The 16,072-nt window shown below is 34.4% G+C and carries 14 protein-coding genes and 1 pseudogene; 2 read left to right on the plus strand and 13 right to left on the minus strand.

Features of this window, described 5'->3' with window-relative positions:
- Window positions 1-71: 71 nt before the first annotated feature.
- The 7 genes and pseudogenes from QRY57_RS14725 to QRY57_RS14755 all read right to left on the minus strand — a co-directional run bounded on the left by QRY57_RS14725 (window position 72) and on the right by QRY57_RS14755 (window position 4,576).
- On the minus strand, window positions 72-590 hold the full coding sequence (locus tag QRY57_RS14725; protein WP_026591094.1) for a DinB family protein: 519 nt from the start codon (window positions 588-590) through the stop codon (window positions 72-74).
- 116 nt (window positions 591-706) lie between these two features.
- Window positions 707-1,207, minus strand: a complete 501-nt coding sequence (locus QRY57_RS14730) for a GNAT family N-acetyltransferase (protein ID WP_026591095.1) — start codon at window positions 1,205-1,207, stop codon at window positions 707-709.
- Between the two features lie 137 nt (window positions 1,208-1,344).
- The gene (locus QRY57_RS14735) at window positions 1,345-2,397 is read right to left on the minus strand and encodes a DUF5105 domain-containing protein (protein ID WP_026591096.1); all 1,053 of its coding nucleotides are present in this window, start codon (window positions 2,395-2,397) and stop codon (window positions 1,345-1,347) included.
- An 80-nt stretch (window positions 2,398-2,477) separates the two neighbouring features.
- On the minus strand, window positions 2,478-3,026 hold the full coding sequence (locus tag QRY57_RS14740; RefSeq protein WP_286015385.1) for a GNAT family N-acetyltransferase: 549 nt from the start codon (window positions 3,024-3,026) through the stop codon (window positions 2,478-2,480).
- 15 nt (window positions 3,027-3,041) lie between these two features.
- Window positions 3,042-3,743, minus strand: coding sequence for a nucleotidyltransferase domain-containing protein (locus QRY57_RS14745; RefSeq protein ID WP_286015386.1), 702 nt, complete (start codon window positions 3,741-3,743; stop codon window positions 3,042-3,044).
- A gap of 15 nt (window positions 3,744-3,758) precedes the next feature.
- Window positions 3,759-4,182, minus strand: a pseudogene (locus tag QRY57_RS14750) (DNA alkylation repair protein); the annotation flags it as partial.
- Window positions 4,183-4,297: 115 nt separating this feature from the next.
- Window positions 4,298-4,576, minus strand: coding sequence for a hypothetical protein (locus tag QRY57_RS14755; RefSeq protein ID WP_286015387.1), 279 nt, complete (start codon window positions 4,574-4,576; stop codon window positions 4,298-4,300).
- A gap of 105 nt (window positions 4,577-4,681) precedes the next feature.
- On the opposite strand from QRY57_RS14755, the gene QRY57_RS14760 reads away from it, so the two are divergent.
- On the plus strand, window positions 4,682-5,509 hold the full coding sequence (locus QRY57_RS14760) for a peptidoglycan-N-acetylglucosamine deacetylase (RefSeq protein ID WP_026591100.1): 828 nt from the start codon (window positions 4,682-4,684) through the stop codon (window positions 5,507-5,509).
- Between the two features lie 332 nt (window positions 5,510-5,841).
- On the opposite strand, the gene ltaS is transcribed toward QRY57_RS14760, so the two are convergent.
- From ltaS to QRY57_RS14775, 3 genes are all read right to left on the minus strand, one after another.
- Window positions 5,842-7,815 (minus strand): lipoteichoic acid synthase, encoded by a 1,974-nt coding sequence (ltaS, locus tag QRY57_RS14765; protein WP_286015388.1) that lies wholly within the window; start codon window positions 7,813-7,815, stop codon window positions 5,842-5,844.
- A 496-nt stretch (window positions 7,816-8,311) separates the two neighbouring features.
- On the minus strand, window positions 8,312-9,937 hold the full coding sequence (locus tag QRY57_RS14770; protein ID WP_026591102.1) for an ABC-F family ATP-binding cassette domain-containing protein: 1,626 nt from the start codon (window positions 9,935-9,937) through the stop codon (window positions 8,312-8,314).
- A gap of 135 nt (window positions 9,938-10,072) precedes the next feature.
- Window positions 10,073-11,245: a GNAT family N-acetyltransferase gene (locus QRY57_RS14775; protein ID WP_286015389.1), complete on the minus strand. Its 1,173-nt coding sequence runs from the start codon at window positions 11,243-11,245 to the stop codon at window positions 10,073-10,075.
- A gap of 713 nt (window positions 11,246-11,958) precedes the next feature.
- Between QRY57_RS14775 and QRY57_RS14780 the strand changes: the two genes are divergently transcribed.
- Complete coding sequence (locus QRY57_RS14780; protein ID WP_026591104.1) at window positions 11,959-12,495, plus strand: hypothetical protein; 537 nt, start codon at window positions 11,959-11,961, stop codon at window positions 12,493-12,495.
- Between the two features lie 48 nt (window positions 12,496-12,543).
- On the opposite strand, the gene aroA is transcribed toward QRY57_RS14780, so the two are convergent.
- The 3 genes from aroA to hisC are packed head-to-tail and all read right to left on the minus strand — an operon-like array spanning window position 12,544 to window position 16,060.
- The gene (aroA, locus tag QRY57_RS14785; protein ID WP_286015390.1) at window positions 12,544-13,848 is read right to left on the minus strand and encodes a 3-phosphoshikimate 1-carboxyvinyltransferase; all 1,305 of its coding nucleotides are present in this window, start codon (window positions 13,846-13,848) and stop codon (window positions 12,544-12,546) included.
- 18 nt (window positions 13,849-13,866) lie between these two features.
- Window positions 13,867-14,967, minus strand: a complete 1,101-nt coding sequence (gene tyrA, locus QRY57_RS14790; protein ID WP_286015391.1) for a prephenate dehydrogenase — start codon at window positions 14,965-14,967, stop codon at window positions 13,867-13,869.
- A complete protein-coding gene (gene hisC / locus QRY57_RS14795; protein WP_286015392.1) occupies window positions 14,960-16,060 on the minus strand; it encodes a histidinol-phosphate transaminase in 1,101 nt (366 codons plus the stop codon). The genes tyrA and hisC overlap by 8 nt, the downstream gene beginning before the upstream one ends.
- Between the last annotated feature and the right edge of the window lie 12 nt (window positions 16,061-16,072).

A 16,072-nucleotide genomic window follows, 5' to 3' on the forward strand; every position in this document is an offset into this window, starting at 1 on the left:
CCCTCTACTATATAACAAAATATAATCAATTTGAAATAAAATCCGGAAATTTCATGCTTGAATTAGTGCTTTTATATGTTTATTTCTTGTCGATACAATTTCCGTAATCGGCTTATGTGAGCTTGATGATAGCGGCTATGATCAGCTATATGCCATATCCCCCACCTAATCGTAGCTGTTTCAGCTTTTTCATAATAGACCTCGCGGGTTAAGTCGGTTTCTATTAGTTTTATACATTCATTATAAAACATATTATGAACATCTTGATAATCGTGCATGAGTTCTTGCAAAGAACCTTTTGTTATATTGGGCAATTCTCCTTTTTCATCAAGCATAGGACCATATTTTTCTTGTAATACTAATGGAGCCTGCACACCTTTCAAACGATACACCCAATGTAAATCTACAACTGCTAAATGCTGAAGAAGCTGTCCGATGCTATTTTCATCATTAGAAGGACCTTTGTAATACAATTCTTCTTTTCCTACACCTTCAACTAGATCTCTTAATCTTTTGAATGTGTCACTTACAGTAGCATATAATATTGCAACATGAGGGTTCATGTCCCTTTCTAAATATAAATCTTTCACTGTAATTCTCCCATCTAACTCTTTATCTTTTCATTGATCTCAGTTGCCTGTTCATGATGATTATAATGAATACGCCTCTTGTTTTTAAACATCTTCAACCCCTTTGAAACATTCTCTTAGAGAAATAAAACCATATGCTCCTCATTACGATATACATCATTCATTTTCAACGCTCTTCTTTCTACACCATACGTTGTAAAACCCATTGATTGATACAATGTTTTTGCTGCTTCATTATCTGAAACAACTCCTAAATTAATTTGCTCAATTTTCAGCTCTCTTGCTTTTTCAATTACTGCTCCAATTAAACATTTTGCGAATCCTTTCCCTCTACTTTGAGCATCTACATACATAGCAACAAGATGTCCTTTATGCTTAAAGGCTGCCTTTTGCTCTGTCAGTAATGTTACTACACCTAGCAGTCGATTTTCGTTATTAAAAGCTCCAAATGTGTAACTAGTTTTTGAATTTAAATTTTGAGCAACTTCCTCTACAGGATTTTCTTTTTGCATCGCTTCTTCATACGTTGTCACAAATGCATCTGGATTTACTCGTAATGCCTGCAAACGTAAATCCCAATATTGCACTGCATTAAGGTCAGATAAAATTCGAATCATTTTTATACACCCTTTCATAATTAAAAAGAAAAACCTGCTCTTTTAGCAGGTTTAACTCATATTTTTATTTTCTCTCTATATCGTCTTTAATAAATTACCGTGTTCTAAATAATATGTTTAATTAATTGATTCATACATCATTTCATAAAAATACGATTCATACTTCCAGCTGATGTAGAATTTAATTTCCATTGATTTTTACCATGTTTCTCCATCTCAACTTCAGCCTTTTCTTCAATGCTAGAAGTTGTTACCTCTTGTAACAATTTCTCATAAACAGCAAATACCTGATTAACAATTTGTTCATCTGTGGCATTTGGATTTGTTGAAGCAAAGTTCATCATTTCACTTTGCATTTTAGATTCTAATGCACTATTATCAATTGGTTTCCCTTTAATTTCAACCTTTGCTTTTCCATTTTTATTTGAAATTACTTTCGTTTCATACTTTACATTTTTTTGAATAGCTAACTTTATTTTTCCTAATAAACTTTTTAATAAATCGTCATTCACCTTTTGACCGATTTCTCTTTCCATCGTTTGCTTAAATGCTGCTTCAAAATCATTTAAAAATTGAGTACTATCTTCACCAGTTAAAGTTTTTAATTTTCCCGCATCTTTGTCATAAAACGCTGCATTTATGTAGGCATTTAACGCTTCTGCTGGCTTTTGTAAATCCTTCGCCTTTTCAGCTAATTTTTTGCCATCAATCTTATATCTTACTTTTTCATCTTTATCTTTTTTCGGATCTGAAATAAACTTTGTATACACTAGTTCATACTTTTCTCCAGCTTCTACATCAAAAAATATATTACCAGTAATTGACTTACCCTTATCCAACTCTCCCGGATTTAAGTTTCCTTCTGATCCAAAATAGGTTTTCATTTTCTTATCATCAAGATATAGAGCGAAATCATTTGGAAGAATATTTAATGATTTATCACCTTTATTTTTCATTGTCACTTCTACTTTTAATACCTGCTCATTTTCTAGTTTAGCGTATTGATCAGGTAAGACAAACTCAGCACTTTCTAATGTCATCTCGACATCTTTTAATTTGCTTGTGTCCCCTACTTCACTTACTTTTGTTTCCTCTGGTTTAGATTCTGTCTTCTTTGAGTTACAACCACTTAGAATACCTGCTGCTAAAATAGTTGCAAAGCAAATAGACATGACTTTCTTGTTAATCAACTATGCCACTCCCCTTTGTAAAATAAAAACAATTCATTAACTAATCTTAATTATATACAATAATACGACAATTTGTGTAGCTAAAATTTTAAATTTACATTATTTTTATATTCATCTCTTAATATACTAAATCGATATCTATCAATAAACATTCCATTTCGTACTCTATCTCTCCTCATAATTCCTTCACAAACAAATCCAGCATTTTCATAACTTTTTATTGCTTTTATGTTATCCACGTCTACACGTAGCCACACTTTCTCCAGACCAAATTCATAAAATCCAATTTGTAACATGCTGTATAACGCTGCGATACCATATCCGCGCCCCCAATATTCTTTATTTCCAATTGCAATTCCTAATTCAGCATTTTTATTCGTTTTATCAAAGTTTTTTAGATCGACCCAACCGATATGCACACCATCCTCAGAAACGATAGCTCGTTGTTCATACCCATTTTCCCGGTTCATACACATTTCAATCCACCTTTTTGTCTCATCACGTGTAAATGGTGGGTATTGATCTGGTACCACTAAGTGCTTTGTTACTTTTGTATCCAATGACCATTGATATCGATCTTCTACGTCGTCTAATGTAAGTTCTCTTAATACAATAATTGGTACACTCATTTTTTCATCTCCCTTTTATTTCCCTATAGAAAAGCCTTCAAATAACCTGCCACCATAGTTTTCTAAAGTTTTCTCGACAAAAATAATCAGTTTCTTTTTCTCTCCAGTTTTATAAAAATGATCAAAAGCTGCAACAAACTCTTCTGCAAATAATTCATCGTATTTTCTTAAAACTCTAATAAACCATTTTGAATTTCCAACCCATTTCCCATTTACTCTAAGTACAAATTCATGAACTAACTCAGCCAAAAGATTAGCAATAAACAATTCTTCTTCTCTCTTTGTTGCACCAATAAAATCATCTAATACATCCGTAATAAAGTAACGTTTCTGTCTAGTCAATTCTTCTGTCCACTTTTCAGGACCTTTATCTAATAATTGCCGTGCTTCCTGTTTTAAACTAGTTATTATTTCTTCCTTCCCTTTTAAAATAATCCCTTCCGAAACTAATTGTGGTAAACTAGGTCTCCCGCGCTTGCAGTCACTTTTAAAATATTCTTTATATGTTTTAAAATTATGTACAAACACTTCAACAGGCCAACCATTGCTAAAAAAAGATTCACGATAACAATGAGATAGACTATCATCCCATATTACAATATCAAGGTCAGATGTTTTTGTCGCTTCTCCTCTTGCAACACTTCCTCCTAATAAAGCGGCATTACAATGTGGAAATTGCGATTCAATAAATTTGTGTGCAGCGTCAATTGCTTTCATGCCGTTCTCCTTCTTTCATTTACACTTTTTATTTCTTTCTCTATCTCGGGCTTTTTTTATATACGCTTCTGCCTCAGATGTCTTACATGAAGTGACACCATGATCAACATCAGCTTTTCCAATTTCGCGTACAATTGTGATTGCTTTTTGCTCAAAGTCATCATTTCGAATTCCAATCGTAATAAGTGCACTATGTATCGCTTCCTTTTTCCATTTTTTTCGTATGTATATGCATCTGAACCTCTTTTAAAAATGGAAGAAAAAATTCATCTTCTAACACTTTATCCTTTATAGCAATATTAGCGAGTAATGACCAACCTGCTCTAGCAATCCATTCATCCTGATAGATTGTCCATTCCTTCAATTTGCCTATTGCAATCGAAGACAACGATACAGATGACATAAGTACATCCAGTAAACAATAATTATCAACCTCTTGTTCATAATTTTCTTTACTTTATACATGTACTTACGATATATTCGACACTATTTCTTATTTTCCTAGTTTTTTCTTCAAATACGGTATGTGAAATTTACGACATTTAAAATCAGAATCATTTTATATATACCCCCTCCATGTGCCGTTTTCTCCATCCTCTGCTGTTGTTATCCTGACCACTCAAGCTTTTACCGGCCATTTTTAATAAAAAAGATGTACGAAATAAACACCTTATCTCACTAAAGAATGGTTCATCAATTTTCAATATAGGTTTTGTAATAGAATATAAATTCTTTAAATATGTAAATTTTTGTTTTTTATCCACTTCTTTTTTTATTTTTAAAAACCTGCTAAACAAGAGTAATCCCCTCAGTAAAACAACAATATCTTGCATACTTTCCCACAATTTTTTTTGTACTTGTAAAAATCTTTTTTTGCATTTCTCTACCTAAAATTGCTAATATAATAGAGTAGAACTATTATAGAGAGAAGGAAAATTATGCACAATAGAATTCGAATGACAACTTTAGTAAAGAGAGCATTGTTGATTTGCGTCGGGGTATTATTTTTGTACGAAGCAGTTTATGGATCAACTCATATTGCTTTAGCAAGTACGGAAGATGAAACGAAGTCCGTTCAACTTGTAAGTGAAATTCAAACTGCTCTTGCCCCCAAAGAAGCTCCAAAGCAATATAACGGGCAAGTCAGAAAAGTTGCTTACTTAACATTTGACGATGGGCCTGGAAAATATACTGCTGAGCTGTTAGACATGTTAAAAAAAGAAGATGCAAAAGCTACATTTTTCCTAATTGGAGCAAATGTTAAAGCATTCCCTGATCTTGTAAAACGCGAAGTTGCAGAAGGACATTATGTTGGTATGCATAGTATGACACATAACTACAAAAAGCTTTATACAGAAGGTCATTATGTAGATGAAATGAAAGAAGACCAAGGCTTAATCGCTGGGGTTATTGGAAAATCACCAATATTAACCCGCCCGTCTTACGGATCAATGCCAGGTTTAAACGAAGCCCTTCGTAACAAGGTTGTAGAAAACGGCTTGAAAGTTTGGGACTGGACAATTGACTCTTTAGACTGGAAATATAATAAGATGCCAGTCGATGCTGCCTCAGCACAAATTGCACAAAATGTGCTTGCTGGTGCAACAGACCCAACAGAAGTTGTACTTATGCATGATATTCACCCACAATCAGTAAAAGCAGTACCTGCCATCATTAAAGGTCTGAAGGAAAAAGGCTATGAACTAGAAAGCTATCATGAGGATGAACACTTCCCATTAAATTTCTGGCATGACAAACGTATTTAATTTAAAAAGACTTGATTTTCTCTTTAGAAAAATCAAGTCTTTTTTTGTTTCTAAAGACGTTTTTCGTATACGCGAAGTTGATTATCATTCATGATTTCGATGTATGCTTGCAATGAGTACTTCTTTTTGAAAAGATGGGAGTATTACTGCCCATTAATACGAGGTAAAATCATTTCGTTTCTGTAGTATGCAATAATTATACATTTTTCATACATTCACTATACTCTATTCATACGGTATGTGAAATTACCTTGAGTCTCCTAAATAAAAAGGCCTCCTTACAAGGATATTTATCCTTATATGGAGGCCGGCATTGATTTATTTTTTTACGTTTAACCTTCTTGTTCTTGCTTTGTTGTTTTTACCTGCGTTTTATTTTTATCACGATGATTATAATTATATTTCGAACGATCTACAGGTGTAAATCCTTCTGGTGTGTAGAATCGGAGTAAATCACCATTTACAACTTCGTCAGAAAGCTTAAGTTTCTGCTGAACCATTTTTTCATTTTGTTTGATTTCATCCGTTGCTTCTATTGTTTTTCCAGTGGTTGTATCATAATACTTTCCATTAAGCGCAGTAACGGCCGGACTTACATAGTTACCATTACGGAAAGGAACAACTTGTTGATGCTGTGTTGATAATAAATCTGTACCAAATTGGATATAATTCTTTGTATCTGTACCTAATAAGTGTAACAGTGTTGGGAGCACATCGATTTCTCCACCATATTGGTGTTGAACTCCGCCTTTCATTCCTGGAACATGAATGATTAAAGGTACACGTTGCAGTTGTGCATTTTCAAATGAATTAATTTCTTTACCCATAATTTGTGACATTGCTGCGTTATGATTATCTGAAATACCGTAATGATCTCCATACATCACAATGATTGAATTGTCATATAAACCAGATTGCTTCAAGTAATCCATAAAGCCTTTTACAGATTCATCTAAATAATGTGCTGTTTGGAAATACGTATCTACAGATGTATCACCTGTTTTTGCTGGTTCAATTGTCGCTTCTTCCTTATTAATCGGATAAGGGAAGTGGTTTGACAATGTAATAAATTTCGCATAGAACGGTTGTTTTAATGTTTGTAACAATGGAATAGACTCATTAAAGAATGGCTTATCTTTTAGTCCATAGTTTACAACATCTTTTTCATTCATATCATAGTATGTTGCATCAAAGAATTTATTAAATCCAAATGATTTATAAATATCATCGCGATTCCAGAATGTTTTATAATTACCATGGAATACTGCAGATGTATAGCCCTGCTGCCCTAAAATAGCTGGTGCTGCTTGATACGTGTTATGAGCTTTGTTTGTAAATACAGATCCTTGTGGCAATCCAAATATTGAGTTTTCTAACATAAACTCCGCATCAGATGTTTTACCTTGTCCTGTTTGATGGAAGAAGTTATCAAAATACAATGTATTTGCATCATGCGTAAATGAATTTAAAAATGGTGTAACTTCTTGTCCGTTCAACTTGTAATTAATTAAAAAGTTTTGGAACGACTCTAAATGAATATAGATAACATTCATACCTTTCCCCTTACCAAAATACTCTGGGTTAGGGCTTGCATAGTTCGATGCAATATAATTTCTTACACCTGTCATACTATCTCCATCTGCTAAAGCTCGTTCTGTTGATGCTTTCATGCTTTGAATCCCATCATAAATCGTATAATTATATGCACCTAAATATTTTACAATGTAGTTTCTGTCAAATGTTCTTGTCAGTAATTCCGGACGATCAGATTCTGCTAAACCTAAGTTGATGCTAAACAACAAAATCCCTGTAATAAATACAAGTGACAATTTATGTTTAGCAACACGAATTGGTTTTGGATTTGCAAATTTTGTTATGACTAACACAAGCAGAATAATTGTATCTAAGAAATATAATGGGTCATATAGGTGTAATAACGCTAAAATACTACCACCTAAATCTCCAAAGTTATTTGTTTGTGTTAATGTCGGGAACGTAATAAAATCGCTGAAAAAGCGGTAATATACCACGTTTGAGTATAAAAGAATTGACAATAACAAATTAATAATAATTAACCAGATATAAGATCGTTTCCCTTTTGCAAATAATGCAAGTCCTAAAAATAGGACAGCTGAGCTTAACGGGTTGAAAAATAGCAAGAATTTTTGAATTGTGTTTGATATCCCTAGGTCAAATTCTGTAACATATGCTGCATATGTTTTTAACCAGAATAAAACAACTGCAAAAATGAAAAATCCAAAATGGTTACTTAACACACGTTTGCTCTTTAACAATAATTGTTTCATCTCTCCACCTCTTTTTAACCATCCAAGGCTTATTTTTTTATAAGTCTATCTCTGTTTTTAATTTACTTCCCCAAACAACCCTCTCTTTTCTTTAACCTTATGAAGAATATTAGTAATTATAAGTTTAAGGTTGTATTTATTCAACTATTTCTTACGAAACATGTTGACCTAGATATATATTTAATGAAATACATTTGTAACATTTTTTATGACTAAAATCTAAAGACCATCCGTTTAACAAGACTCACCTACTATAAACCTTTATGCACTACTTCGCAAACATTCTTATTTCCAAAATTACCAATTGGATTTGTTGTTACTAAATTATTCATGTATTAAGAGGTCTCGACTACTTTTTATTCCCTATAATTATTCATAGTTATAAAGAAATAATATAATTTACATCCAATCTTTTCCTTATTATTCTTTATAAAATGCTCATTAAAAAATAAAAACCCTCAATCTTATAATAAGATTGAGGGTTTCATACTGCAGATTATTTTTGGTTATACATTGCATTTATTTGCTTTTGAAGTTCTTCATTTTCTAAGAACTCATCGTATGTTGCTTCTTTATCGATTACACCGTTTGGCGTTACTTCAATAATACGGTTTGCAATTGTTTGTACGAACTGATGGTCATGAGATGTAAATAGTAATGTTCCTTTAAATGCGATTAAACCGTTGTTTAATGCTGTGATAGACTCAAGGTCTAAGTGGTTCGTTGGATCATCAAGTGTTAATACGTTCGCTCCACTTAACATCATTTTAGAAAGCATACAACGAACTTTTTCTCCACCTGACAATACAGAAACATTTTTCTTTACTTCTTCACCAGAGAATAGCATACGACCTAAGAAACCACGTAAGAAACTTTCTGTTTCATCTTGTGGAGAGAACTGACGTAACCATTCAACTAAGTTATATTCACTGTTCTCGAAATACTTAGAGTTATCTCTTGGGAAGTAAGCTTGAGATGTTGTAACGCCCCACTTAAATGAACCGCTATCTGGCTCCATTTCACCCATAAGAATTTTAAATAATGTTGTCATTGCAATATCATTACGTCCGATAAATGCAACTTTATCACCTTTATTTAATGTGAAGTACACATTATCTAACACTTTTTCTCCATCAATCGTTTTTGAAAGACCTTCTACAGTTAATAAGTCATTTCCTACTTCACGCTCTGGTGTGAAGCCAACGAATGGATAACGGCGTGATGATGGTTTAATATCATCTAATGTAATTTTATCTAATAACTTTTTACGAGAAGTCGCTTGCTTCGCTTTAGATGCGTTTGAACTAAAGCGTGCGATGAAGTTTTGTAACTCTTTTACTTTCTCTTCTTTTTTCTTATTTGCATCTTGTGTTAGTTTCAATGCTAACTGGCTTGATTCATACCAGAAGTCATAGTTACCAACATATAATTGAATTTTACCGAAATCAAGATCCGCCATGTGCGTACATACTTTATTTAAGAAGTGACGGTCATGGGATACAACGATAACTGTATTTTCAAAGTTCATTAAGAAGTTCTCTAACCATTGAATTGCTTTTAAGTCTAAATGGTTGGTAGGCTCATCAAGTAATAAAATGTCAGGTTGACCAAATAAAGCTTGAGCAAGTAATACTTTTACTTTCTCTGCCCCTGTTAACTCAGACATCTTTTTATCATGAAGGTCTTCTCCAATGCCTAGTCCTTTTAAAAGGATAGCCGCTTCAGATTCAGCTTCCCAACCGTTTAGCTCAGCAAACTCACCTTCAAGTTCTGCCGCGCGCATACCGTCTTCATCACTGAAATCTTCTTTCATGTAAATTGCATTTTTTTCTTGCATTACTTTATAAAGACGTGTGTGACCCATTATTACTGTTTCTAATACAGGAAACTCTTCATATTCGAAGTGGTTCTGTTTTAACACTGCTAAACGCTCACCAGGCGTAATATTTACATCGCCTGTTGATGGGTCAATTTCTCCAGATAAAATCTTTAGAAATGTTGATTTACCAGCACCGTTTGCTCCGATTAAACCGTAGCAGTTACCTGGTGTGAATTTTATGTTAACATCTTCAAATAATTTTCTGTCCGCAAAGCGCAATCCTACGTTACTAACTGTAATCATGTGGTTCCTCCAATTTTAATACTTTTATATATATACCTCACTAACTATAACATATTTAGCCATCTAAAGGTATATCTAATCATCTTTCTATTTCAGCAACCGCAATTTTCTATTCAAAACCAAAAATGAAATCACTTAAAAGAAATCATAAATAAACGGCTTATGTAATGGAATCAAATGTTCTAACTCTTTCACTTCTTCCTCAGTTCCTGAAACAGAGCCAATTTCGTATAACTCTAGCGGACGTTTATATCCGAATAACATTGCTGATAAATCATTTATATTTAAATGAATTCCTCCACTGTTCCATTTTTCTGTTTCTTCTTTACTAATAATTACTACTTTTTTACTTTGTAATTTAACCGTCACATTATTCCATGGGGCAAATGAATCTGAAATATGCAAAATCACTTCGTTTTGTTGATTACTCCAAACAAATGAATATTGATTTAAAAACTGCTCCACGTCTACAATTCGAACCATAAAATAAGGAGTAATTTCAGCCTTAACTCGAGGCTCTTGCAGAGTATAAAGTAATGGCTCTGTTTCACTTAGTATCATCTTAAGTTCTTTTATCATAGAATCATGTTGGCAAATAAAATTCCAAAGTCCCCTTCTAGCTTCATTATTTAGCGGTACAAATTCTTCTACTGTCATTTTTGAATCATTTATTTTGTACAGTATGTAACCAGTAGCTTCATTTTCTTCATTGTAATAGACTGCTGCCGCCTTGTCATGATAAACTGCTTGCCCCCACCAATCTGTACTTCGAACTAGCATACCAGCGAATCGCCTCGCAAATTGCTCATATACTGCTTCTATTTCTTTTGGATGTGAATCTTTATTAAAACGTCTCACATTCCCTTTCACATGCTTTTGCATCACTAAATCACTCTTCGTCATTGAACATATGAAACGATTGGCAAATAGTTCCCATCCAAACTTTCTGTAAAATGAAACTGCGAATGGATGTAACATTGATACACTAAATCCGTCTTGTTTCATTTTTTGCAGTACATGGTTCAATAGTTCTTTTACATATCCACTCCGTCTATACTCTGGGTATGTTGCCACCCCTGCAATTCCCCCCATTTTAAATACCTCATCACCAATATTTATTTCTAACGGAAGAAGATGCAGTTTTGCTGCGAGTTGATCTCCTTCTAATATCCCAAACAATTGATGGTGCTTTTTCATTAATGTTAGACGCTTTTCAATCTGACCTTCTGGTACTTTATATTGGAAAGCATATTCGGATAATGTAATTGCTTCTCTATATTGTTGCCCTGCTAATTCAACTACTTTCATGACTTTTCTCCTCCTATTCCCTTAATACATTCGTACTCATGCGGATAAAATCCTATGCAAAAATGAGAAAGGGCGATGAAATATACATCGCCCTTTCTAAAATCGTTATATATATTGGTGTAACAAAAAACATCTTCCACATAAAGTGAAACTTTAATCAGTGGGGTTTTCTTCATCCCCCACTGATTATTAGCCCTCACCAATTGGGCTTTTACGGGCAGTTTATCTCCCACCTAACTTCTTAAAGAAAAGCGGAAGCGGCTCGCACAGAATCGCAGGACGCCCAAACACCCGACAGAGAGGCGCTTTTCGCCTCGTCCGAGGGGGGCGAAACGGCCGGAGATTCTAGCCGCTAGAGCTAGACAATGCTTTCGCTGAATTTTGAGGTAGGAGTGTTACTGCTCGTTGATATGAGATAAAGATTTCCCATAAAACAAAAGGTTCTTTGTACTAATCACTTTCAGCATGTCCTTTGTATATCATATAAAGTGAAACTTTAGTCAGTGGGATTTTCCCTCATCCCTACGGATTATTAGCTCCACCGATTAGACTTTTACGGGCAGTTCATGCAAGATAAAATATGCAAAGCAAATAATGTCCTTGTTCGATCTTACAAATCGTTCGTTTAGATAATTTGAATAACCAGATGCATAAATTATCCAATTACTCCTCTATTCTTAACTAATAAATAAAGAAGGGAAGAATAAATAATTATGAGTTCTTATTATGACAAATTAAATAGATTGAATGGAAATCGAGATTCCCTTTCTCAAAGAACAAATGGCGACCTTAGAGGAGAGAGTTGTGAATCTACAAGGCCATCAGCATTTAGAGCAGTCAACATATCTTCGCTTCAACAAATACCTGCTAATACTACTGTTAAAGTTTTATATCCTAACATTCAATTTGATTTGGCCAATGAATTCAATTCAGCTGCCTCCATGTTCATCCCTAACACAAGGGGTGTATACTCATTGATTGCCAGCCTTCTTTTTTCACCTAATAATTGTAATTCATCTTACAGAGGAAGAATAAACATTCAAGTAAATGGTCATGAAATAGCTGCTGATAATGATTTCTTTGGAGCAAATATCCAAATTAAAAATATTATATCCGTTTCTACCATTGCTCAATTAAAATGCGAAGATATTGTTGAGGTATTTTTTCTCTCTAACGTAGCTGGTACAATTAATATATTTAATAGCATTTCACGTTTTGAAGGAGCTAGATTTCCCTCTCCAGCAACCTAATCTAAAACGTCTATAACAAATGTTTCACTAATGTTATAGACGTTTATTTTATGACTTCTCCAATTCAGTTTGTAGTTTGTTTAGTTCTTTAAAGAATGTAGGATACGAAACTCCAACAGCTTCTGCATCTTCTAGTATTGTGTTACCATCTGCTATAGCGCCCGCAATCCCAAGCATCATACCGATTCGGTGATCACTATGACTATTTACTTTATTCCCCTTTAACGAGGACTTACCGTAAATAATCATTCCATCATCCGTCGCTTCAATATGTGCTCCTAATTTAGTTAATTCAGCTACAACTGTATCTATTCGGTTTGTTTCTTTTACTTTCAATTCATGTGCATCCTTAATAACTGTATTCCCTTCTGCTTGTGTTGCCGCCAGCGCAATGATTGGGATTTCATCAATAAGTCTTGGGATAATATCTCCACCGATTTCAATCCCTTGAAGTGATGATGTTTCAATTGTAATATTCGCAGCTGGTTCTGACGCATCATTATGAATAGGATGTATTTCTAAATTAGCACCCATTTTCGTAAGAACATCAATAACCCCTGTACGAGTTGGATTCATTCCAACATTTTTTAATACAAGTTTACTATTTGGAACAATCGCACCCGCAACTAAGAAAAATGCTGCTGAAGAGACATCACCTGGAACTTGGATATCCGTCCCGATTAAATGTTGCCCACCCGCAATTTTTACAGTTTTGTCCTCACGAATTACTGTAACACCAAACGCTTCAAGCATTTTTTCCGTATGGTCTCGTGAAATATGAGGTTCTGTAACAGTTGTTACACCTTCAGCCGTCAGCCCCGCGAGTAGAATGGCTGATTTCACTTGCGCGCTTGCTACAGGTGAAGTGTAGTCAATTGCTTTTAAATTTCCACCCCTTATTGTAAGTGGGGTAAATGTTCCTTCTTCTCTACCGCCAATTTTTGCTCCCATAAGCCTAAGCGGATTCGTTACGCGTTTCATTGGCCTTTTTCCAATTGATGAATCCCCTTGAATACAGGAGTGGAAAGGCGTATTTGCAAGTATCCCAGACATTAACCGTATCGTTGTACCTGAATTACCAACATCTAAAACATTCTTCGGTTCTTGTAATCCTTCTATTCCTTTTCCAATTACAACCACTTCATCACCATTTTGCGAAATTTCTACTCCCATTTCTCTAAAACAAGAAATTGTACTTAAACAATCTCCACCAGGTAAAAAACCCTTAATTGTTGTTTTCCCTTGTGCAATTGCTCCGAACATAACCGCACGGTGTGAGATAGATTTATCACCAGGAATTGTAATTGTCCCTCTTAATCCACTTTTTACAGTTTGTATCATTACTTCTTTCACAGTGTCACCCTCTCCCTATCATATTGTTTCATACGTTTGGTACTGTTCTTTCTGAAGTGCTATCGTCGCTTTTAAGCGATCTTCTTCTCTTTGGAAACTAATACGAAGCACACCAAGTAATCCTTCTCGCGCTTCTATAATTTGCAGATTTGTAATACTAATTTCTTCATAAGCTAAAATACTTGTAATATGAGCTAATGCCCCTACTTTATCTAAAACATCAACATATAAGTCATGGAAAGCTGGAATCGCACCGCTTTTTCGAACGGGTAAAGAATCACGGTACTGTTTCGCATTTTCAAAGTAGTTTTGTAATTCAACAGAATCACCTACAGAAACCGTCTTGTACAGCTCTTTCATCTCACTAATCCACTCTTCTAGTAATTGTAATAAATGACTTTGATTCTGTTTTACGATATCACTCCACATTTTCGGACTGCTCGAGGCAATACGCGTAATATCCTTAAACCCACCTGCCGCAAGTTGATGGATAAGCGGATTGTCCCCTCCATGTTTTTCAACTTGTTTCACCAGCCCCGCCGCAATTAGATGTGGAAAATGACTCACAATTCCGGTTACATAATCATGCTCTTCTGTATTTAATACAAGAAAATGAGATCTTGTTCCTTTTAACCAATCTTTTAATTCTTCTACTCGATGATCTGACACATGACTCCTTGGTGTTAAAATATAAAATGCATTTTCAAACAAGTGAGCCTTTGCACTTTCAACACCCGTTTTATGCGAACCTGCCATCGGATGTCCCCCAATAAAAGCCACTCCTGCAGGTAATAGATCTTCAGCTTCATTCATAATCTCGCCCTTTGTACTACCTACATCTGTAACAATTACATCTTTACGTAAATCATATAATGCAAGCTGACGTAATAACTTTATTGTTTCTTCAACTGGAGAAGCAAAAATAATTAAATTTGCCTCTTCACAAGCAGCCTGTAAATCTCCTGCAACTTTATCAATTACATGAAATTCTTTCGCGCGCTCCATTTGTTCACTATGAATATCATAACCTGTAATCATCACTTCATGTTCCCTCTTTATTGCTAATGCAAGAGAACCACCTATTAAACCTGTCCCAATTAATACAACTTTTTTACACATTTGCCTCATCTCGAAACTTATTCTTTCTATTTATAAAGTGCTGTTTTAACACTGAAATCACTCCTTCATTCTGTTCACTCGTTCCAATCGTAATCCGGACACCATTTGAAAACGGACGAATAATAAAACCTGCGTGTGCACATCGTTCATAGATTTCCTCTGCATCGTCTATTGGTAAAAAGATAAAGTTTGTTTGAGATGGATAAAACGGAATCCCATTCTCGGTACAAAAACTCTCATATCGCTCTAATCCTTCTCGATTTACACGAGCGATCTCCTTTATAAATCCATCATCATTACAAGCAATTGTTGCCGCTCTTTGCGCAAATAAAGAAACATTAAATGGCAAACGAACAACATTTAATTTCTCAATCAATTCTGCCTGTCCAATTGCATACCCTATGCGAAATGATGCTAAACCATATGCTTTGGAAAATGTTCGTAATACAAGAAGGTTTTTATGTTTTTTCAATAATGGTATTGTTTTTGGAAAATCTTTCGCTGTTACATACTCATAGTACGCTTCATCAATTACAATTAGCGCATCATCATGTACACTATTTATAAATTTATTTAATTTTCGGTCATCAATATATGTGCCCGTTGGATTATTTGGATTACAAATCCAAATTATTTTTGTCTTTTCATCTACAGTTAAAACAATTTCCTCTAAGTCATAAATCCCTTTCTTTAATGGAACTTCTCTTACTTCACAACCTTCAATCACTGCATGATGACGATATTGCGGAAAAGTTTCTCCTGCTGTTACTACATTATCTCCCTTACAAAGTACCGCACGACTTATAATTTGAATAACTTCATCAAGTCCACTTCCGCATAAAATTTGTTCCTTTTGAACTTGCAGTTTTTCTGCGATTGTTTGACGAAGCTCTAATGCCCCTCCATCGGGATATAAAGCATGGTCATGCCATATTTTTTGTAATTCTTCTTTAACACGTGGTGAACAACCAAATGGATTTTCATTTGATGCTAATTTTACAAATGAATGATCCCCATATACTTCTTTCATTTGCTCCGCTGATTTGCCTGGCTTATATGGCTGTAATGATGATAATTGCTCTTTCATCTTCATTTGTAATCCATC

Source organism: Bacillus arachidis (genome assembly GCF_030285945.1).
In the GTDB taxonomy this organism is placed as follows: Bacteria; Bacillota; Bacilli; order Bacillales; family Bacillaceae_G; genus Bacillus_A; species Bacillus_A arachidis.